General features: G+C 60.7%; 17 protein-coding genes, 1 tRNA gene and 1 pseudogene. 10 read left to right on the forward strand and 9 right to left on the reverse strand.

Translation table 11 applies throughout. From position 1 onward, the window contains the following. Positions 1 to 151 precede the first annotated feature (151 nt). The gene (locus ACOYXI_RS05445) at positions 152 to 475 is read left to right on the forward strand and encodes a hypothetical protein (protein ID WP_461674489.1); all 324 of its coding nucleotides are present in this window, start codon (positions 152 to 154) and stop codon (positions 473 to 475) included. Positions 476 to 531: 56 nt separating this feature from the next. Then, positions 532 to 1,182, forward strand: coding sequence for a DUF3313 domain-containing protein (locus ACOYXI_RS05450; RefSeq protein ID WP_461674490.1), 651 nt, complete (start codon positions 532 to 534; stop codon positions 1,180 to 1,182). 288 nt (positions 1,183 to 1,470) lie between these two features. Here the strand turns inward: ACOYXI_RS05450 and ACOYXI_RS05455 are convergent, their stop codons facing one another. Both ACOYXI_RS05455 and ACOYXI_RS05460 read right to left on the reverse strand, forming a co-directional pair. Then, on the reverse strand, positions 1,471 to 1,800 hold the full coding sequence (locus tag ACOYXI_RS05455) for an FKBP-type peptidyl-prolyl cis-trans isomerase (protein ID WP_134786429.1): 330 nt from the start codon (positions 1,798 to 1,800) through the stop codon (positions 1,471 to 1,473). A gap of 338 nt (positions 1,801 to 2,138) precedes the next feature. Then, positions 2,139 to 2,597 (reverse strand): TetR/AcrR family transcriptional regulator, encoded by a 459-nt coding sequence (locus ACOYXI_RS05460; protein WP_461674491.1) that lies wholly within the window; start codon positions 2,595 to 2,597, stop codon positions 2,139 to 2,141. Between the two features lie 159 nt (positions 2,598 to 2,756). Between ACOYXI_RS05460 and ACOYXI_RS05465 the strand changes: the two genes are divergently transcribed. The 6 genes and pseudogenes from ACOYXI_RS05465 to ACOYXI_RS05490 all read left to right on the forward strand — a co-directional run bounded on the left by ACOYXI_RS05465 (position 2,757) and on the right by ACOYXI_RS05490 (position 7,777). After that, positions 2,757 to 4,139 carry an aspartate aminotransferase family protein gene (locus ACOYXI_RS05465; RefSeq protein WP_461674492.1) on the forward strand — a complete coding sequence of 461 codons (1,383 nt, stop codon included), beginning with the start codon at positions 2,757 to 2,759 and terminating at the stop codon, positions 4,137 to 4,139. Between the two features lie 200 nt (positions 4,140 to 4,339). Further along, the gene (locus tag ACOYXI_RS05470; protein WP_461674493.1) at positions 4,340 to 5,632 is read left to right on the forward strand and encodes an OprD family porin; all 1,293 of its coding nucleotides are present in this window, start codon (positions 4,340 to 4,342) and stop codon (positions 5,630 to 5,632) included. Between the two features lie 84 nt (positions 5,633 to 5,716). After that, a pseudogene (locus ACOYXI_RS05475) lies at positions 5,717 to 5,803 on the forward strand (DUF6124 family protein); the annotation flags it as partial. Positions 5,804 to 6,087: 284 nt separating this feature from the next. Next, positions 6,088 to 6,741, forward strand: coding sequence for a hypothetical protein (locus tag ACOYXI_RS05480; protein ID WP_098968414.1), 654 nt, complete (start codon positions 6,088 to 6,090; stop codon positions 6,739 to 6,741). Then, entirely contained in the window at positions 6,738 to 7,259 is a 522-nt protein-coding gene (locus ACOYXI_RS05485; RefSeq protein WP_098964065.1) for a hypothetical protein, read from the forward strand. The genes ACOYXI_RS05480 and ACOYXI_RS05485 overlap by 4 nt, the downstream gene beginning before the upstream one ends. Further along, the gene (locus ACOYXI_RS05490) at positions 7,256 to 7,777 is read left to right on the forward strand and encodes a hypothetical protein (protein ID WP_461674494.1); all 522 of its coding nucleotides are present in this window, start codon (positions 7,256 to 7,258) and stop codon (positions 7,775 to 7,777) included. The genes ACOYXI_RS05485 and ACOYXI_RS05490 overlap by 4 nt, the downstream gene beginning before the upstream one ends. A 49-nt stretch (positions 7,778 to 7,826) precedes the next feature. Here ACOYXI_RS05490 and ACOYXI_RS05495 read toward each other — a convergent pair. The 7 genes from ACOYXI_RS05495 to fdnG form a co-directional block, all read right to left on the reverse strand. Further along, a tRNA-Sec gene (locus tag ACOYXI_RS05495) sits at positions 7,827 to 7,922 on the reverse strand. 7 nt (positions 7,923 to 7,929) lie between these two features. Then, the gene (selB, locus tag ACOYXI_RS05500) at positions 7,930 to 9,846 is read right to left on the reverse strand and encodes a selenocysteine-specific translation elongation factor (RefSeq protein ID WP_461675548.1); all 1,917 of its coding nucleotides are present in this window, start codon (positions 9,844 to 9,846) and stop codon (positions 7,930 to 7,932) included. Beyond that, on the reverse strand, positions 9,843 to 11,273 hold the full coding sequence (gene selA, locus ACOYXI_RS05505) for an L-seryl-tRNA(Sec) selenium transferase (RefSeq protein ID WP_461674495.1): 1,431 nt from the start codon (positions 11,271 to 11,273) through the stop codon (positions 9,843 to 9,845). Before selA ends, selB begins: the two co-directional genes overlap by 4 nt. A 190-nt stretch (positions 11,274 to 11,463) precedes the next feature. Further along, positions 11,464 to 12,390: a formate dehydrogenase accessory protein FdhE gene (gene fdhE, locus ACOYXI_RS05510; protein WP_461674496.1), complete on the reverse strand. Its 927-nt coding sequence runs from the start codon at positions 12,388 to 12,390 to the stop codon at positions 11,464 to 11,466. Between the two features lie 3 nt (positions 12,391 to 12,393). Beyond that, positions 12,394 to 13,059 carry a formate dehydrogenase subunit gamma gene (locus ACOYXI_RS05515; RefSeq protein ID WP_003224974.1) on the reverse strand — a complete coding sequence of 222 codons (666 nt, stop codon included), beginning with the start codon at positions 13,057 to 13,059 and terminating at the stop codon, positions 12,394 to 12,396. Continuing rightward, positions 13,056 to 13,991 (reverse strand): formate dehydrogenase subunit beta, encoded by a 936-nt coding sequence (fdxH, locus tag ACOYXI_RS05520; protein WP_098964070.1) that lies wholly within the window; start codon positions 13,989 to 13,991, stop codon positions 13,056 to 13,058. The genes ACOYXI_RS05515 and fdxH overlap by 4 nt, the downstream gene beginning before the upstream one ends. Beyond that, positions 13,992 to 17,057: a formate dehydrogenase-N subunit alpha gene (gene fdnG / locus ACOYXI_RS05525; RefSeq protein ID WP_461674497.1), complete on the reverse strand. Its 3,066-nt coding sequence runs from the start codon at positions 17,055 to 17,057 to the stop codon at positions 13,992 to 13,994. 320 nt (positions 17,058 to 17,377) lie between these two features. Between fdnG and ACOYXI_RS05530 the strand changes: the two genes are divergently transcribed. Then, positions 17,378 to 18,532, forward strand: coding sequence for a MalY/PatB family protein (locus ACOYXI_RS05530; RefSeq protein WP_461674498.1), 1,155 nt, complete (start codon positions 17,378 to 17,380; stop codon positions 18,530 to 18,532). Between the two features lie 215 nt (positions 18,533 to 18,747). Next, positions 18,748 to 19,605, forward strand: a complete 858-nt coding sequence (locus ACOYXI_RS05535; protein ID WP_027612798.1) for a glucose 1-dehydrogenase — start codon at positions 18,748 to 18,750, stop codon at positions 19,603 to 19,605. Positions 19,606 to 19,608: the final 3 nt, after the last annotated feature.

The raw sequence follows: 19,608 nt of genomic DNA on the forward strand, positions 1-19,608 counted from the left end.
CAGGCCAAAAAAGAACGCATCTAAAACTATTCTGGCGGGCGGGTCATATATTTCAATCGAGCAACATTCCGTCGCCCCGGACATCAAGCGGACATGCTGCGGCAAAACCCCTTTGGCACCCTGCACGCCATCGACAACCGGGGGGCTTTCAATGAGCGCATTGCACAACCGTTATACCGCCGAGGGCCACGACGCCCGCTATCCGTTGATTCTCAGCCAGCGCACCACCGCGCCTGAGCAGGATACGCCGCTGTTGTTCCAGGAGTTCTGCCTGGGCCTGTCAGATGATCAAAGCCGAATCGTCCTGCGCCGCTATTTCGAGCAGTACGGCCCCGGCGATTCGCAATGGGTGGAGTACGCGCATTCGATTCCGACCGCCGACCTGATCCAATGGATCATGAGCCACGGCCAGCTGCACATCGAATGCTCGGACAACACCCCGCCGCTCTCCTCCCCAATCACTGCCCGCGCTTGAACCACGCGGGGCAAAAGCGCAAAACAAGGATTCGCATGATCAGAAGCCATTGCTTGATGTCGGTACTGTGTACGGCGTCCCTCAGCCTGTCGGCCTGCAGCAGCAAAACCGTCGAACCGCAGAAGTACACCGGATTTCTGCACGATTACAGTGTGCTCAGCGAGCGCCAGTCGCCATCGGGGCAGACGGTACTGGGTTGGGTCAGCCCGGCGCTGGCGCGGGGGCGTTACACCCAGGCCTATCTGGCGCCCAGCCAGTTCTACCCCAGCGCCGCGCCAACCGAGCGGATCCCGCTGAGCACGCTGTCCGGCGTCACCGACTACTACGACGCCGCCCTCAGGCTGGAACTGGGCAAGGTCATGCACCTGGTATCGCAACCCGGCCCGAACACCCTGACCGTCAGACCGGCGATCACCCGCGTCGCCGCCAGCACCCAGGGCCTGCGCTTTTATGAATGGCTCCCGGTGACTCTGGTTGCCGCCGGCGTGAGCACCGCCAGCGGCATCCGTGACCAGGACAGTGAAATCACCACCGAAGTCTCGTTCGAAGACGGCTCAACCGGCGAAGTGGTCGCCGAAGTCGTGCGCAAGGGCATCGGGCTGCCGCTGGAAAACGACCAACAGGTGCTGACCGCCGATGACGTCAAAGGCGTGCTGGATGGTTGGGCCAGTGATCTGCGGCAATCGTATACGGCCATCCGCCGGTAAACACATATCCTCTGTAGATCTGATGAGCGAGACGTGGCAGCTGGTAACTGGACTGAGCTACAAGAATGGGCAGACGCTGTGCGGAGCTATCCCTTCAGCGCGCTGTATATCGTAGGGGACGGTGTGCCTTGACGGTTATGAGCCACTCGCGTTGAGCTCATAGGCGTTCTCTGGCGAGGAAGTTATTTGACAAACCAAGCATCGTCGTTATCGCAAGACAGATTGGCAATGCCTGGTTTATTTGGGTAGTTCAAGCGGGGGCGTCATGACTTTGTAAATAGGTTGTCGCTACTCCAGGGCAAGAAGTTCTATTTCGTAGATAAGGGTCGCATTAGGTGGAATTGCGCCGCCCGGCCCCCCTAGCGGCCCGTAGGCATAATCAGAAGTGATTGTCAGCTTGCTGGTTTCACCTACACTCATTTGAGCAATACCCTCGTCCCAGCCTTTAATGACCTGTCCTCGACCAATTTTAAACTTAAAGGGCTTCTCTTTATACTTACTTGAATCGAACGTCCGACCATCTATAAGAAAACCGGTGTACTCAACCACGACCGTTTGCCCACTCTTCGGGAAAGTAACGCCGTTACCAGGTTTAATCGTATCTACAATAACACCCATTTTTTATCTCCTTGAATAAGAGCAAATGTATTGCATCAGCACTGCTACGAATCTGCATATTCAAGGATCTGAGGATGTTTTTAACTGTAAAAAATGACAGTTTTTTAGTTCATTTGGCAATAGGTAAGAGTTTGTTCAGTTCTTTTTATTTAGGTTTGATTAGCTTCTCCGAACAATCCAAGGCTCGTCATCCTTGAGCACAAATCCCCCCGCATATCAGATTCAACACACTTCGCATATGCCCGGCGTGAGCATCCCGGTCTGCCCACTCGTCGGTCGCAAGGCGAATGAACGCCATATTCGCGTACTGATTGAAGAGCTTGGCAGCCACATCGATATCAACTGACTCGCGCACCTTGCCCAACCGCTAGAAAATGCTCCAGCAAAGCCTTGGTTTCTTCAATAACTACGGCGTTCCACGGACTCATCGCCTCTGCCAGTTCACCCGTGAGCAGAAACGGCGCCAACTCACGCCACAGCGAGGCCGGCATCGCTTGCAGTTGGTAGTCGGTCATCAGGCCTTCGAACTCGCACAACGCCTCCAGCGGGTCACTGTCGTCGTCGAGATTGGCCCGGGCATCGCGCATGGCCTGCTCGTCCGGCTGTTTGAGCAAGGCCAGCAGAATCTCCTGTTTGCCACCGAAATAATTGACCACCGTCGGCGCGGACACCCCGGCCTGGACCGCGATCTGGTCCAGCGTGGTGGCCGCAAAACCATTGGTCTTGAACAGCTCCAGCGCTGCCTGCGCGATGACTTCCCTGCGCTGTTCCTTTTGCCGTTCTCTGAGCCCGCTCATGGTGCTGATGTCCTGTCTTGCTGATCGGCGTCAGCCTACGGATTTCTTTTTTCACCGACAAATATTTTCTTTACAAAAATATTTTTAAGTGACAAATATTAACCGTGCACCGCTGGAATGAACGCGCACCCACTTGCCCCGTTTCTCTGGAGAACCGCCATGTCCGCCGAATTCGATCCGACCCGCAGCACCCGCGATTACCAGGCCGCCGACGCCGCCCACCACATTCACGCGTTCGTCGATCAGAAGGCCCTCAACGAGGAAGGCCCGCGGGTGATGGTCAGCGGTGATCGCCTCGCGCTGTGGGACAACGACGGCAATCGCTACCTGGACGGCATGTCCGGCCTGTGGTGCACCAACCTCGGTTACGGACGTAAGGATTTGGCCGCCGCTGCGACCGCGCAGCTGCAACAACTGCCCTACTACAACATGTTCTTCCACACCACTCACCCTCAGGTGATCGAGCTCTCCGAGCTGCTGTTCAGCCTGCTGCCCCAGCACTACAGCCACGCGATCTACACCAACTCCGGCTCGGAAGCCAACGAAGTGTTGATCCGCACCGTGCGCAAGTTCTGGCAGGTGATGGGCCAGCCCGAGAAGAAGATCATGATCGGCCGATGGAACGGCTACCACGGCTCGACCCTGGCTGCGACGGCGCTGGGCGGCATGAAATTCATGCACGAAATGGGCGGCACCATCCCCGACGTCGCGCACATCGACGAACCGTACTGGTTCGCCCACGAAGGTGATCTCAGTCCAGAAGAATTTGGCCTGCAGGCGGCGCGGCAACTGGAAGACAAGATCCTCGAACTGGGCGCCGACAAGGTCGCCGCGTTCGTCGCCGAACCATTCCAGGGTGCCGGCGGCATGATCATTCCGCCCGCCACTTACTGGCCGGAAATCCAGCGCATCTGCCGCAAATATGATGTGCTGCTGTGCGCCGACGAAGTCATCGGCGGTTTCGGTCGCACCGGCGAATGGTTCGCGCACCAGGCCTTCGGTTTTGAACCGGACACGCTGTCGATCGCCAAAGGCCTGACCTCCGGCTACATCCCCATGGGTGGGTTGATCCTGTCGCGACGCATGGCCGAGGCGTTGGTGGAAAAAGGCGGCGTGTTCGCTCACGGCCTGACCTACTCCGGGCACCCGGTGGCGGCTGCGGTGGCGATTGCCAACCTCAAGGCGTTGCGCGATGAAGGCGTGGTCACTCAGGTGAAAAACGACACCGGTCCTTATCTGCAGAACTGCCTGCGTGAGGTGTTCGGCAACCATCCGCTGGTGGGTGAGGTTCAGGGCGTGGGGCTGGTGGCGGCGCTACAATTCGCCGAAGACAAAGCCACCCGCAAGCGCTTTGCCAACGAGAACGACATCGCCTGGCGCTGCCGCACCATTGGTTTTGAGGAAGGCCTGATCATTCGCTCGACGCTGGGCCGGATGATCATGGCCCCCGCATTGATCGCCACGCGCGCGGAGCTGGATGAATTGGTCGACAAGACACGCATCACCGTAGATCGCACGGCTCGCGAATATGGCGTGCTGTAACACATACCCCTTGTAGGAGTGAGCCTGCTCGCGATAGCGGTGTGTCATTAACATCGATCTAAACTGATCGACCGCTATCGCGAGCAGGCTCACTCCTACAACGGAATCAGGTATGCCTTGAACTCAGCACATCGGCTCAATCCAGCCCGGTTGATCCTGCCCATCATCAGCAGACCTTCCCTGATTGTCGGTCCCTCACGATGGCTCCCTCGACACCACGCTTTGCACTGTTGGCCCTGCTTTGCGCAGCGACCGACACTGTTTTCGCCAGCGACTTCTTCAACGACGCCAAAACCGAAGTGCTCAGCCGCAACTTCTACCTGAGCAACGACTACCGCTCGCCCTCTCCCTCCGGCAAAAACTATAAACAGGAATGGGCCCAGGGCTTTATCGGCACGTTCACCTCTGGCTACACGCCAGGCACTGTCGGGTTCGGCATCGATGCCCACGCCTTTCTCGGCCTGAAACTCGATGGCGGCAAAGGACATTCCGGCACGGGTCTGTTGCCGGTCGACAGCAATGGTCGTAGTGAACCGAACTACTCCAGCGCTGGCGGCGCGTTCAAACTGAAAGCTTCGCGCACCACCCTCGCGTTCGGCGAGATGACCGTGGAAACGCCGGTGTTCGACACCTCGGACAAACGCCTGCAACCGGAATACGCCACAGGTTTGCTAGTGAACAGTCGTGAAATCGACAACGTTAACTTCACGGCCGGACACTTCACCGCATTCAAGAATCAGGACAGCTCCTCAGGGCGCGGCGACTTTTCCGGTTACGGCGCCACTACCGAGGCTGGCGGAATCAGTTTTCTCGGCGCCGATCTGTTCGGCGACAGTCCGGTGGGTGGATCGCTTTACGCCTCGGATCTGACTGACACCTGGCACCAGTACTACGCCAATCTGCACTTCAAACAGTCCGGCCTGTTGCTCGATGCCAACCTCTACCACACCCGCGATACCGGTCGGGCGCTGGCCGGCGCGATCGACAACACCGCGTTCAGCCTGTCCGGCAAGTACAGTTTCGGCCCGCACGCGGTCATGCTCGGCTGGCAACGCGTCAATGGCGACACGTCGTTCGATTTCGTGGGCGGCGACTCGATCTACCTCGCCAACTCGATCAAATACGCCGACTTCAACGGCGCCGGCGAACGCTCCTGGCAAGCACGCTACAACCTTGACCTCGGCGCCTTCGGCATCCCCGGCCTGACCTTCATGACCCGCTACGTCTCCGGCGACCACATCGATGGCACCCATGCGCCCAAGGGCGGCGCGTACAACCCGTTCGATGCCGACACGGGCGACTATCAGCCGCAGCAAGGTGCTGGCGGCAAGCATTGGGAACGGGATATCGATCTGAAATACATCGTGCAATCGGGCACGGCAAAGGACCTGTCGGTGCAGCTGTCGCACGTCTCGCACCGGGCCAACGAGGCACAGGCCGGGGATGATATCGACCGAATTTATGTGGTGATTCAGTACCCGCTAGGATTCTGATGGCCCGTGATTAAACCCGGACTCAGACCCGAGGTCGCCCTACGAATCCATCGACTCAAAAAACTTCACGAAGCCGCCGACAACGAAGCCCTGCTGGGCATTCAGCAAGTCGTGATGCTCGGCGAACTGACCGTCAACCGCGCCCTCGACAACCTCGACCCGCCCGCCTGAAAACGCGATCCCCTGTAGGAGTGAGCCTGCTCGCGATGGCGGTCGAACAGCCGACTTTGAGGTTAATGACACACCGGCCACCACCAGCAGGCTGGCTCCAACCAGGGGATCGAGTGACATATTGAACATTGCGTGATTCGCGGACGGAAGCCGACCTGCGTTATTGGCTAGCCAAATGCCACTACATCACTTAGTCTGCGCGCCCCGCAAAAACGTTTGGCCAGGAAGGCTTTGATTGGCCTTCGCAACTGAACGTCATCAATCACGCAGATTCAGGGATGTTCATGTTTCATGTCTTCAAAATAGCGGTCGCCGGCCTGCTGGCCTCGCTGCTCAGTGGTTGTATCACCGAAAGCGCGTCATGGGTCAGCGAACCATTGCAGGCCAAGGCCAATGAGCCTGTGGCTTATCTGATCGGGTCTATCGGGCCGCGCTCGCTCAAACTGTCTCCGGCGGATAACCAACGCCTGTTTATACGCAAACGTGGCTCCCAGTACGGCGCTGCCGGTATCTGGAAAATGGCCGGTGCCTATTCAACGCCGCAGGATATTCAGGACGCTAGCGGTGCCGCGAGTGTCTTCGTCCTTGCTTTGAAACCGGGCGACTACGAGTTCTACGATTTCCAGTTCTTCTCTGCGCGATACACACCGGGGCTTGGCACCGTTTACAGTTCGATGGAAGCGCGTGAGAAATTCAACCTTCCGCTACGTCTTGAAGCCGGAAAAGCCTATTACATGGGTGAATATCGCTCGCTCTGCCTCAACGGCATCGGCTGCACCTTCCTCTGGCGCGATCAGCGCGCCCGTGACGCCGTGATCGCCCAGCGCCAGGTGCCCGGACTACCACCTCTGCAATCACTGAAGCTCGATCTGAAAAGCGCCGAACCCTATATTTTTGCCGATACCCCGCCGGGTGTTGCCGCGGACATCAAACCATGAAAAAAATCACCACGCTTGCCACCGTCGCTCTGCTGGCCGGTTGTACCGCCACCAACACCTTGCCAGAGCGCACACTGGCCGACGGACAGGATTATCTGGCACCGATCCACGTCATGATCGACGACCCTCTGCAGTCTTCGTCGTTGCGCAATCATCTGCGCGAAACTGGCGTATTTCGCAACGTCGAAACCGGGTCCGGCCAAAACGATGCGTACAACGTCCAAGTCAAATTGAACATGCAACGCGAGTTCCCGCCGTTCCCGGTGGTGTTGTTGAGTTGCGCCACACTGTTCATGCTGCCGCTTTCGAAGGAATACGACACGCAGGCCGAGTTCTCGGTGTATCAAGGCGACAAGCGCCTCAAGCAGTACACCTATCGCAATAACACCCAGAAATACACCTGGTTGCTCGACCAGGGTGGCGAGCTGGAAGGACAGAACCTCAGCCGTATTGCACGGGCCTTTGCCCAGGACGTTCAACATGACCGGTTGATCCCTGTCGTGGGAAGTGCCCAATGAAGCTGGCCTTGATCAAGAACGGCGCCATGCTCAGTGCGCTAATGGCACTCAGCGGTTGCGCCAACACCCTGCCGCCCCTCGATTATCACGCTACGCAAGCCTATGTGCCGGTGACGTTGAGCCTGGGCCCGGCCAATACCCGGCACGAAGAATATCGTCAGCGTGAAACCATTTCTGCATTGAAAGACTCCGGTGCGTTTTCCATGCTCGACGGCGGTTACACCCGCAACGGTTACAGCCTGCTGATTACCCAGCCGTGGTCGGGCGAAACCCATTATCTGGCCATGTTCAATGTTCTGACCCTGTTCACCCTCCCAGTGCCTTATCACTACCAGGACAACTTGCGCAGCTCGGTCTTCAAGGACGGTAAACTGCTCAAGACCTATAACTATTCCCGCGAAGGCTGGAGCGTGATGGCGTGGTACGTGCCGATCCCGAACAACAAAAACAAGCAGCAGATGCTGGATCAGTTTCTGGGAGAGTTGGAGAAGGACAAGCTGATTCCCTATCAGCCTTGACCGTTGTGCCGCGACAGCAAGCATCACTGCGGCGAGGACGGGAATTTATTGGCGGAAGGCAGCCGGAGTCGAACCTGCCCGGGAACGGATGCCGTCCCCAACCGGGTTTGAAGCCCGGCCGCGCCACCGGGCGCGATTGCCTTCCTTTGAACTCAGGGTGCGTCGGCACTGGCCAGCGCGTTGTCGTGGCGGATCACCCGGGATTCGCCGATGCGCCGGGTCAGGCCGAGGCGGTCGAAGTATTCCAGGTACTGAATACAGCGTTTGCGTCCCAAGCCTAGCGCATCACGGAAGGTTGTCACCTGGATCGACGGATTTTCCTGTTCCAGTTGCAACAGAATGTCGGCCATGCGCCGCAGTTGCCCGTCAGACAGAAACAGATCGCGCACCACTTGGTGCATCAATCCCAAGCGCGCCAGTTTGCGCAACAGCAGGCGCACCATCGCATCTTCCACGCCCAACACGTTGGCGACATCACGTACCCACGGCGGATCAAACCCGGCCTGTTCGAACAGCGGCTGCATGCGCTGCCACAGGGTTTCGTCTTCAGCACTCAAACGCACCTGATGATCGGGCAAATGCAACCACGGCCCGCTGGCGTTGATCGCCCCGGCAGCGCGCAGTTCTTCCAGCAGGCTGACAAAGGTCGAGCGCTCCAGCGCCAGACCACTGAAGCGTCGCAGGCGATCGCGATCCGGCCCCATCTGGTCCGGTTCCAGCTCGTGCAATTTCGCCAGTTGCTCCAGCAGGGTGAACTTCAACTGCCCCCAGCGCTGCACGTTGAACAGCACCGGGCCCTGGCGGGTGTCGATCAGGCGCACGTTGGCCGGGAGTGCCCAGTCTTCACGCGGGCGATTGAACTGGCGCTCCAGCCGTTGCGGATCGAGGCCGCCAGCGCTGTGGTCGAGCAGCAGTGGCAGCGCTTGTTCAAGACTGTCGCTGCCGGCCAGGGCCTGCAGTTGCGCAAGCCGTTCCGGGCTGCGGCGCTGGCGGGCCGGGGCGAACGGGTCGAGCACCTGACCACCACCGAGGGTGCGTTGCGCGCTCTGGTCACGCAGGATCAGGCGATCGCCCTTCACCGCGTGCACCGGGGCGTTGATCAGCAGTTGCGCGAACATTCGTTCGCCTGCACGCAAACGCGGGCCTTCGAGCAACGCCACGCGGGCGATGACGTCTTGCGTACCGAGGTGCACGTGCACCGGGTGAAAGTGTTCGAAGGTGCGCTCACCGGGCAACAGTTGAAATTCGATATCGACCCGTTGCGTCGGTGCGTGCAGCCATTCGGCCAACAGCCATTGGCCGCGATGGATCTGCTCCAGGGTCAATCGATCGCCACTGATGTTCAGCGCCACCCGTTGCCCGGCGAAGGCCTGCTCGGCGGCCTGATTCTGCGCGTGCAGTCCTCGCACCCGCACCGATTTCCCGGACGGCCCGAGGGCCAGTTTGTCCCCGACTGACACCGTTCCCGACAACGCCGTGCCAGTGACCACAATCCCGGCGCCCGCCACGCTGAAGGCGCGGTCGATGGCCAGGCGCAAACCACCTTCGCGGCTGCGCTCATGCACTTCGCTTTGAATCTGCAGCAAGCTCTGGCGCAGTTCATCGACGCCCTGCCCGGTCACGCTCGACACCGCCAGCGTCGGCGCATCGGCAAACGGCCCGGCTTCGAGCAGATCGAGAACCTGGCGCTGCACCTCCTCCACCCTGCCCGCTTCAACCCGATCGCATTTGGTGATCGCCACCAGCGCCCGGGGAATGCCCAGCAATTGGACAATCGCCAGATGCTCGCGGGTCTGCGGCATCACCCCGTCATCCGCCGCCACCACCAGCAACACCAGATCGATGCCCTGCGCGCCGGCGAGCATGTTGTGGGTGAATTTCTCGTGGCCCGGCACGTCGATGAACCCGGTCAGCCCGGCTCCGGGTTCCAGCTCCGCGTAGAGATAACCGAGGTCGATGGTCATTCCGCGCTCGCGCTCCTGCGGGCGGCGGTCGCCGGTTTGCCCGGTCAGCGCTTGCAGCAGCGAGGTCTTGCCGTGGTCGATGTGCCCTGCGGTGCCGACGATCACGACTCGACCTGCAACTGCGGCAACTGCGGCAACTGCGGCAACTGCGCCAGCCACGCCGGCTCGTCATCGAGTTGGCGTAGATCGAGCCATAGCGCATCGTCGTCAATGCGCCCGAGCACCGGGATCGGCAAGGCGCGCAACGCCGCTTCCAGATTGAGTAGACAACGCCCGCGCAAGCGTTTCGACACGTGCGGGCGCAGGCACAACGCCGCACTTGGCAACCGCGCCACCGGTTGGCTGCCGCTGCCGATCATGCCCAACGCTTTCACTGCACTGACATTCCACGGTTCGCCGATGACCTGTACCAGTGCCGGTAGCAGGCGCTCCGCTTGTGCGAGGATCTCGGCTTGCGGGCGAGTCAACAGCCGCAGGCTCGGCAGACGTTCGGCGAGGCGATCCGGGTCGCGATACAAACCCAGCACCGCCTCCAGAGCGGCCAGGGTCAGCTTGTCGACCCGCAAAGCACGCTTCAACGGATTTTTCTTGATCTTCGCGATCAGGTCTTTGCGCCCGACAATCAACCCGGCCTGCGGCCCGCCGAGCAATTTGTCACCGCTGAAGGTGACGATGTCTGCACCGTCGAGCAGCGCCTGGCGCACTGTGGGTTCCGCCGGCAGACCCCAGCGGGTCAGGTCCAGCAGACTGCCGCTGCCCAGATCCTCCAGCAGCGGCAAGCCGTGCCGATGAGCCAGCTCGGCCAGTTCGGCGGTGGGCACCCGGGCGGTAAAGCCTTCGATGCTGTAGTTGCTCGCATGCACGCGCATGATCAAACCACTGCGCGGGCTGATCGCTGCTTCGTAGTCGCGGGCGTGGGTACGGTTGGTGGTGCCGACTTCATGCAGGCGCACGCCGGCGCGGGCCATGATGTCGGGGATGCGGAACGCGCCGCCGATTTCGATCAGCTCGCCGCGCGAGATGATGCCTTCCTTGCGCGCGCCGAGGCTGTTCAGCGTCAGCAACACCGCAGCGGCATTGTTGTTGACCACGGTGACGGCTTCAGCGCCGGTCAGTTCGCGAATCAGGCCTTCGATCAGATCATCGCGATCACCGCGCTTGCCGGTCGCCAGATCGAATTCCAGATTGAGCGGATAACGTGCGGCCATCTGCACCGCGTCGATGGCTTCTTCGGGCAACAAGGCGCGGCCGAGGTTGGTGTGCAGCACCGTGCCGGTGAGGTTGAACACCCGCCGCACGTTGCTGCGCTGCTGCTGGGCCAGACGCTCAGCAACCCGCCCGGCGAGCACGTCGGGGCTGATTTCGACGGCTGACAATTGCCCGCTCAACACGTCTGCACGCAATTCATCCAGCAACAGCCGCAAACCGCTCAGCAACGCCTCACGACCATAACGCTCAAGCAGTGGCACACAGGCCGGGTGACGCAACAAACCATCAATGGAAGGCAACCGCAGGGCAACACTCGAAGACATCAGCCACTCCCGAAAACAAGACTCTCCGGCATGACCTGACGCAACGCGTCTAAATACAGCACACCGGCCCCCAATTGTGGGAGCGGGCTTGCTCGCGAATGCGGTGAGTCAGCCACAAATGATCTGACTGACACGGCCCCTTCGGGAGCAAGCCCCTCTCACAAGTTTTTCAGGAGTGTAGACGCTCTGGTCATTCGTCTCCCGGCGCCAGCATCAGATTCGGTGCCAGACGCTGAAAACCGTCCTGCGCCAGACGCATGTCGAGCAGCAGGCTGCTGAGATCCGCCGACAACGCTTCGCCTTCGGCATCGTTCTCCAGATACACCAGTTTCAGGTAGCTGTTGCAGCTGGGGCACACCTCCGCGCGAATCGGCGCCTGATTGGCGGCGTGGCGATCGTCCTCCAGGCTCAGGTAATCGAGGCCTTTACTCGACTCGCAATACACGCACTTGACCCGCACCACGTGCCATTCGCAGGCGCACAACGAACACACCAGATAGCGCAGGCCGTTGTGTTTGCCGCGATGGCGGATCACCCCGGCCATCGCCGGTGAACCACAGCCCGGGCACTGGCTGAGGCTGTCGCCGGGTTTCAGTTGCAGGTTCGGTGCGCTGAGCAGCCAGTGGCTCCACGCCGCTTGCAACCCGGCGCCGAGAAACGGCACCAACTGTGCCGGCACCATCGAAAATTGACCGCTGACCAACGCCACCGCCCACGCACGCAACTGGCCGGCACTGGCGCCGCGCAGTGTCGCGAGCGCGTCGACTACGGCGGGTTGATCGGGCGCCACGTAACGTTGCAATAAAGCATCCAGATAAGCCCGCCAAACGTCTTCGCGAACCAGTGTGTCGGCAGCAAACGGCGGCAACCCATGCAACTGACAGGCTTCGATCCTTTGCTTATCAAACGGTACCGTCAGCGGTGGATCGTCGAAAACCTGCTGCTGAGCCCGGCACAATCCGGCGATCAGCCGCAGGTAATCAGCCAGCGGATGCCCCTGAGCCAATTGCTCCAGACGCTGGGCGCGCAGGGTGAACAGATTGTGCGGCGGCAGGTGCAGAAACGGCGGCGAACTGGCCGCCGCTTCGATTTCCCCGGGTTCAAGAATGGTTGCCAAAAGTCAGCCCTTTTTGGTGATCGGTCGCTCCGGCACGTCCGGATTGCGTTCATCGCGGGTGATGTCGCGATACCACAGTTCGTGGTGTTTCCTCGCCCAGGCGCGGCTGACCCAGCCATGCAGCATCGCGTCCACCGAACCCTTGATCCACAGGCCGGCGTAGATGTGCACGATGATGCTGAGGATCAGCACAAACCCGGCCAGTGCATGCAGGAGCATGGCCCAGCGGATCACGGTGATGCCGAAGTACGCACTGAAATACGCACGCCAGATCACCAGACCGGTGAACAGCAAACCGAGCATGCACAGCAGTAAAGTCCAGAACAGCATCTTCTGCCCGGCGTTGTACTTGCCCACCGGCGGCACGCTTTCCTCGTCGTTGACCAGCACCCGATCAATGCGGCGCATCCACTTCCAGTCGTTGTCGATGAAGAAGTTCGCGCGCCAGAAGCGGAACACCAGGCCGAGGAACAACACGAACATCAGCACGCCCATGAACGGGTGCAGAATCCGCGTCCACGGCCCGCCGCCGAACAGGTGGGTCAACCAGAACATCGACGGATGAAACAACGCCAGCCCGGACAGCCCGGCCATGAAGAACAGAATCGCCACCAGCCAGTGATTGGTGCGCTGGTTGGCGGTGTAGCGCAGGATCGTCTTGTTGCTCATGGCCGGTCCTCCCCGCGTGGATCGAAGGTGTGCACCGCCGGATCGACAACATGCACCGAGGTATCGGGCGGCGTCGGATGATCATCCTCTTCGGTGCGATTCGGCCCGATGCGCACATAGTGGAAGAAACCGGCGAGCACCGCCGCACCCATCGCCAGCAGGCCCAACGGTTTGCTGATGCCTTTCCACAAGCCCACCAGCGGGCTGATGGCCGGCGCCTCTGGCAACCCGGCGTAGATCTTCGGCGTATCGGCGTGGTGCAACACATACATCACGTGAGTGCCGCCGACGCCTTCCGGGTCATACAGACCGGCGTTGTCGAAGCCCCGGCTTTTCAGATCGACGATGCGTTCGGCGGCGTGTTCCTTCATGTCTTCCTTGGTGCCGAAGACGATGGCCCCGGTCGGACAGGTTTTCACGCAGGCCGGCTCCAGCCCTACCGCGACGCGGTCGGAACACAAGGTGCATTTGTAGGCCTTGTGATCCTTCTGCGAGATCCGCGGAATGTTGAACGGGCAACCGGTGATGCAATAACCGCAGCCGATGCAGTGGTCCTGATCGAAATCGACGATGCCGTTGGCGTGCTTGATGATCGCCCCGGGACTTGGGCATGCCGCGAGGCACCCCGGCTCGGCGCAATGCATGCAGCCGTCCTTGCGAATCAACCATTCGAGGTTGCCGGCATCGTTTTCGTGTTCGGTGAAGCGCATCAGGGTCCAGGTTTCTGCGCTCAGGTCCTGCGGGTTGTCGTAGGTGCCATGGTTGTGGCCGACCTCGTCGCGCAGCTCGTTCCATTCCGAGCAGGCGACCTGGCAGGCCTTGCAGCCAATGCATTTGGTGGTGTCGATCAGCTTGGCGACTTCCTGCTGATTCCGCACCGAGGGCGGCACCGTGGTGGTGGCCGAGCGGGCAATGATGTCTTGGCTGGCCATTTACAGTTTCTCCACGTTGACCAGGAATGACTTGGATTCCGGGGTCTGTGTGTTACCATCGCCGAGGAACGGCACCAGGGTGTTGGTCAGATAACCGTGGCGTGTCTGGCCGGTGAATCCCCAGTGCAGCGGGATGCCGATCTGATGCACCACCTGGCCGTTGACCTGCAGCGGCCGGATGCGTTTGGTCACCACCGCCACGGCCTCGATGAACCCGCGCTTGCAGCTGACCCGCACCCGATCTCCGGCGGCGATGCCCTTCTCCTTCGCCAGCACTTCGCCGATTTCGACGAACTGCTCAGGCTGGGCAATCGCATTCAACTTGCAATGCTTGCTCCAGAAGTGGAAGTGCTCGGTCAACCGGTAACTGGTACCGGCGTATGGGAAGTCCTTGGCTTCGCCGAGGCTTTCCCAGACCGAATCGAAGATCCGCGCTGCCGGGTTGCTGGTGGCTTTCTTGTTTTGCGGGTGCAGCGGGTTGATGCCGATCGGCGTTTCGAACGGCTCGTAGTGCTCGGGGAAAGGCCCTTCGTTCATCTTGTCGACGGCGAAGAACCGCGCCACGCCTTCGGGGTTCATGATGAACGGGTTCATCCCGGCTTCCGGCGGCACATCGGCCTTGTAGTCCGGCACATCGGTGCCGCCCCAGGCCTTGCCGTTCCACCATACGAGGCGCTTTTTCGGATCCCACGGTTTGCCGGCGACGTCCGCTGAAGCGCGGTTGTAGAGGATCCGCCGGTTGGCTGGCCACGCCCAGGCCCAGCCCTGATGCTGATGCATGCCATACGGATCGGCATTGTCACGCCGGGCCATCTGGTTGCCGGCCTCGGTCCAGCTGCCGGCGAAGATCCAGCAACCGGACGCGGTGCTGCCGTCGTCCTTGAGCAACCCGAACCCGGCCAGTTGCGAGCCGGCCTTGACCGCCACGCCGCTGGCATCGGTGAAGTCAGCCATGGCGCTGCCGTTGATCTCTTTGGCCAGTTCCTCCGGCGATGGCTCGTCCGGAATCTTGTACGGCCACGACAGGTTCAGCAGTGGATCGGGGAACTTGCCGCCCTCGGCCTGGTAGCGCTTGCGCAGGCGCAGAAACAGTTCGCTCATGATGCGGATGTCGGTTTGTGCTTCACCGGGGCCGTCGGCGCCTTTCCAGTGCCATTGCAGCCAGCGACTGCTGTTGACCAGCGAGCCGTCCTCCTCGGCAAAGCAGGTGGTCGGCAGACGAATCACTTCGGTCTGGATCTCGGCGCTTTTCACGTCGTTGTACGGCCCGACGTTTTGCCAGAACTCCGAGGTTTCGGTGGCCAGCGGATCCATCACCACCAGCCATTTGAGCTTGGCTAGCGCGCCCATCACCCGGTTCTTGTCCGGCAACGCGGCGATCGGGTTGAAACCCTGGCACATGTAGCCGTTGACCTTGCCCTGGCTCATCAGGTCGAACATCTTCAGGACGTCGTAGTTGGGGATATCCAGTTTCGGCAGGTAGTCGTAATTCCAGTTGTTCTCCGGCGTCGCGTTGGCGCCGTACCACGACTTCATCAGGCTGACGTGGAATTTGCTGTAGTTCTGCCAGTAGGACAACTGCCCCGGACGCAACGGCATTTGCGTACGCTTTTTGATAAAGGCGTTGTAGTCCTGCTCGCCATCGCCACCCAGGGTCAGATAACCCGGCAGCGAGTTGGACAACAACCCGAGGTCGGTCAGGCCCTGAATGTTCGAGTGCCCACGCAAGGCATTGACCCCGCCGCCCGGCATGCCGACGTTGCCCAGCAGCAGTTGCACCATCGCCGCACTGCGGATGATCTGTGCGCCGATCGAGTGTTGCGTCCAGCCGAGTGCATAGAGGATGGTCATGGTTTTGCCCGGCGTGGAGCACGTGGCAATCTCATCCCAGATTTTCTGCATGGCATCGACCGGCATCCCACAGATCTGGCTCGCCAGCTCAATGTTGTAGCGGCTGTAATGCTGCTTCATCAATTGATAGACGCAGCGCGGGTCCTGCAGGGTCGGGTCGACCTTGACGAAGCCGTCTTCCCCCAGCTCGTAACCCCAGCCGGATTTGTCGGTGTAGCTGCGTTTGGCCGCGTCATAGCCGCTGAAGATGCCGTCCTCAAAGCCATAGCCGGCTTTGACGATGAACGAGACGTCGGTGTAGTTGCGCACGTATTCGTGCTGGATCTTGTCCTGAGTCAGCAGGTAATTGATCAATCCGCCCATGAAGGCGATGTCGGTACCGGTGCGGATCGGCGCGTAATAGTCGGCCACGGAAGCGGTCCGGGTAAAACGCGGGTCGACCACGATCAGCCGGGCAGCGTTATGCGCCTTGGCCTCGGTCACCCATTTGAAGCCGCACGGATGCGCTTCTGCTGCGTTGCCACCCATCACCAGGATCAGATTCGCGTTGGCGATATCGGTCCAGGTATTGGTCATGGCTCCACGGCCGTACGTCGGGGCAAGACTTGCCACCGTCGGGCCGTGTCAGACACGCGCCTGGTTATCGAACCCCAGCATGCCAAGACTGCGAATCACCTTCTGGGTGATGTAACCGGCTTCGTTGGACGCTGCCGACGCGGCGAGGAACCCGGTGGTCAGCCAGCGATTCACCGTTTGCCCGGTGGCGTTTTTCTCGATGAAGTTGGCGTCGCGGTCGGCCTTCATCAGGTCGGCGATGCGATCCAGTGCTTCATCCCAGCTGATCCGGGTCCATTCGCTGCTGCCGGGCTTGCGCGTTTGCGGATACAGCAAGCGGCCCGGGCTGTGAATGAAGTCCAGCAGGCCCGCGCCTTTTGGACACAGGGTGCCGCGGTTGACCGGGTGGTCGGCGTCGCCCTCGATGTGAATGATATTTTGCGCGACGTTCTTCGCGGCATCGCCCTGGCTGTACATGATCAACCCGCAACCGACCGAGCAATACGGGCAGGTGTTGCGGGTTTCATGGGTGTGGGCAAGCTTGAAGTGACGCACCTGCTCGGCGAAGGCCAGCGTCGGGGCCATGCCCAACGCGCCCAGGCTAGAGCCTGCAAGGCCGATACCGGCGACCTTGAAGAATTGACGACGGCTGAGATCCATCGTGCACTCCTGATCAGGTGGAACCCGGTACTTGAGCCGGGCTTTTTCTGGACAAACACGGTTACGGCAGAATGCCTGCCGGCTTTTTCACTGTAGACAATGACCACACACTCTGTGTGAAAACCGACCGTCGGCCGTTTGTCGGTCTATTCGCCAACGAACACAAAACCCTGTGGGAGCTGGCTTGCCAGCGAAAGCGGTGGATCAGTCAACACTAATAGCGACAGTGACGACGCCATCGCTGGCAAGCCAGCTCCCACAGGGGTCGCGTTGGGCTTAGAATGGCGCCCAGGATCCATCCCGCCTTCACGAGACCGCGCATGACTTTCGATTTTGATCAGCTATTCGACCGCCACAACACCGGCAGCACCAAGTGGAGCCGCTACCCGGCCGATGTGTTGCCGATGTGGGTCGCTGATATGGATTTCGCCGCGCCACCGGTGATCATCGAGGCGCTGCAGCAGCGCCTGTTGCACCCACTGGTGGGTTACAGCGTGGCGCAGGACAACTTGCGTGAGGCGATCGTCGCCGACCTGTGGGACAAGTTCGCCTGGAAGGTCAAACCGCAGGAGCTGATCTTCCTGCCGGGCGTTGAATCCGGTTTCAACATGGCTTTGAAAGCCCTGGTACAGCCGCAGCAGAACGTCGTGGTGCAAGTGCCGAACTACCCGCCGCTGCGGCATGCGCCGGGGCATTGGGGGCTGAACAAGGTCGAGCTGGAATTCGTCGCCCAGGCCGATGGCACTTACGCCACGCCGCTGGAGACCCTGCGCGAATCGCTGAACGGTGGCGGCGCCCTGCTCTTGAGCAACCCGCACAACCCGATCGGCAAGGTCTTTGGCCGTGAGGAACTGCAAGCCGTAGCGGATATCTGCGCGGCGCAGGACGCCTGGATCATCTCCGACGAGATCCACGCCGAGCTGTGCTTCGACGGCCGCGTGCACATTCCGACCGCGTCCCTCAGCCCGGAAATCGCCAAGCGCACCATCACCCTGATGTCGGCGAGCAAGGCCTACAACATCGCCGGCCTCAAGACCTCGTTCATGATCATCCAGGACGCCGCCCTGCGCGAGCGCGTCAACCACGCCCGTTGCGGCATGGTCGACAGCGTCAACCCGTTGGGCATGGAAGCCACCCGTGTCGCCTACAGCGAAGGCGCGCCGTGGCTGGCCGAACTGAAAACCTATCTGCAGGCCAACCGCGACTGGTTGGTGGATGCGGTGCGCAGCCGCTTGCCGGGGGTGACGATCAATGTGCCGCAAGGGACGTATCTGGCGTGGCTCGATTGCTCGGCGCTGGACCTGGACAATCCGCAGCAGTTCTTCCTTGAACAGGCCAGTGTCGGTCTGAGCGCCGGGCTGGATTTCGGCGATCAGCACCAACAGTTCGTGCGCCTGAACTTCGGCTGCCCGCGGTCGTTGCTCGAAGAGGGCATCAGCCGCATGGAGCGCGCCCTGAACAACCGCAATACCTGAAACACAGATGATCCCCTGTGGGAGCGGGCTTGCTCGCGAAGGCGGTGTGTCAGCCGATATCAATGTTGACTGAACCACCGCATTCGCGAGCAAGCCCGCTCCCACAGGGTTTTGCATTGTCATCGCCAAACAATCCAGCGCAAATCCGATCGAACTCACGGCAAACCGTCCGGGTCAACCGCCCATACCTGCCCTAAGAACCTCGGAGATCTGTGATGACCGACTATCCAAAACCACCCTTCCCCGCACAAGCCCAAGCCGTCCCCGGTGCGCAAAGCAAAATGCAGCCCTACCCCGACTGCGGCGAGCAAAGCTACGTCGGCTCCGGGCGGCTGGCCGGCAAGATTGCGCTGATTACCGGTGCCGACAGCGGCATTGGCCGCGCGGTGGCGATCGCCTTTGCCCGTGAAGGTGCAGACGTGGTCGTGGCTTATCTGAATGAACATGAAGATGCCAAAGAGACCGCGCGCTGGGTCGAACAGGCAGGCCGCCAGTGCCTGTTGCTGTCCGGCGATCTCGCGCACAAGGCCCATTGCCAGGAACTGGTGGACAAGACCGTCGAACGCTTCGGGCGCATCGACATTCTGGTGAACAACGCCGCGTTCCAGATGACCCACGAAACCTTCGAAGAAATCCCCGACGAAGAATGGGTGATGACCTTCGACGTCAACATCACGGCGATTTTCCGCCTGTGTCAGGCGGCGATCAAACACATGCGCCCCGGCGCCTCGATCATCAACACCAGCTCGGTCAACTCGGACATGCCCAAACCGACCCTGCTGGCCTATGCCACCACCAAAGGCGCCATTGCCAACTTCACCGGCGGTCTGGCGCAGATCCTTGGGCCGAAAGAGATCCGCGTGAACTGCGTGGCCCCCGGGCCGATCTGGACGCCATTGATTGTCTCGACCATGCCCGATGAAGAAGTACAGAACTTCGGCAGCGAAACCCCGCTCGGGCGCCCCGGACAACCGGTGGAAGTGGCGCCAATCTATGTGCTGCTGGCTTCCGATGAAGCCAGTTACATCACCGGTCAGCGCTATGGCGTCACCGGCGGCAAGCCGATGTTGTAAGCC

The sequence above is a fragment of the Pseudomonas sp. G3-19 genome, from assembly GCF_054855875.1.

Bases quoted from the DNA above. Each gene is read 5' to 3' on its own strand.
- ACOYXI_RS05445 (WP_461674489.1), top strand. From the start codon at position 152: ATGAGCGCATTGCACAACCGTTATACCGCCGAGGGCCACGACGCCCGC.
- ACOYXI_RS05450 (WP_461674490.1), top strand. From the start codon at position 532: ATGTCGGTACTGTGTACGGCGTCCCTCAGCCTGTCGGCCTGCAGCAGC.
- ACOYXI_RS05455 (WP_134786429.1), bottom strand. From the start codon at position 1,800: ATGGGTGTTATTGTAGATACGATTAAACCTGGTAACGGCGTTACTTTC.
- ACOYXI_RS05460 (WP_461674491.1), bottom strand. From the start codon at position 2,597: ATGAGCGGGCTCAGAGAACGGCAAAAGGAACAGCGCAGGGAAGTCATC.
- ACOYXI_RS05465 (WP_461674492.1), top strand. From the start codon at position 2,757: ATGTCCGCCGAATTCGATCCGACCCGCAGCACCCGCGATTACCAGGCC.
- ACOYXI_RS05470 (WP_461674493.1), top strand. From the start codon at position 4,340: ATGGCTCCCTCGACACCACGCTTTGCACTGTTGGCCCTGCTTTGCGCA.
- ACOYXI_RS05480 (WP_098968414.1), top strand. From the start codon at position 6,088: ATGTTTCATGTCTTCAAAATAGCGGTCGCCGGCCTGCTGGCCTCGCTG.
- ACOYXI_RS05485 (WP_098964065.1), top strand. From the start codon at position 6,738: ATGAAAAAAATCACCACGCTTGCCACCGTCGCTCTGCTGGCCGGTTGT.
- ACOYXI_RS05490 (WP_461674494.1), top strand. From the start codon at position 7,256: ATGAAGCTGGCCTTGATCAAGAACGGCGCCATGCTCAGTGCGCTAATG.
- selA (WP_461674495.1), bottom strand. From the start codon at position 11,273: ATGTCTTCGAGTGTTGCCCTGCGGTTGCCTTCCATTGATGGTTTGTTG.
- ACOYXI_RS05515 (WP_003224974.1), bottom strand. From the start codon at position 13,059: ATGAGCAACAAGACGATCCTGCGCTACACCGCCAACCAGCGCACCAAT.
- fdxH (WP_098964070.1), bottom strand. From the start codon at position 13,991: ATGGCCAGCCAAGACATCATTGCCCGCTCGGCCACCACCACGGTGCCG.
- ACOYXI_RS05530 (WP_461674498.1), top strand. From the start codon at position 17,378: ATGACTTTCGATTTTGATCAGCTATTCGACCGCCACAACACCGGCAGC.
- ACOYXI_RS05535 (WP_027612798.1), top strand. From the start codon at position 18,748: ATGACCGACTATCCAAAACCACCCTTCCCCGCACAAGCCCAAGCCGTC.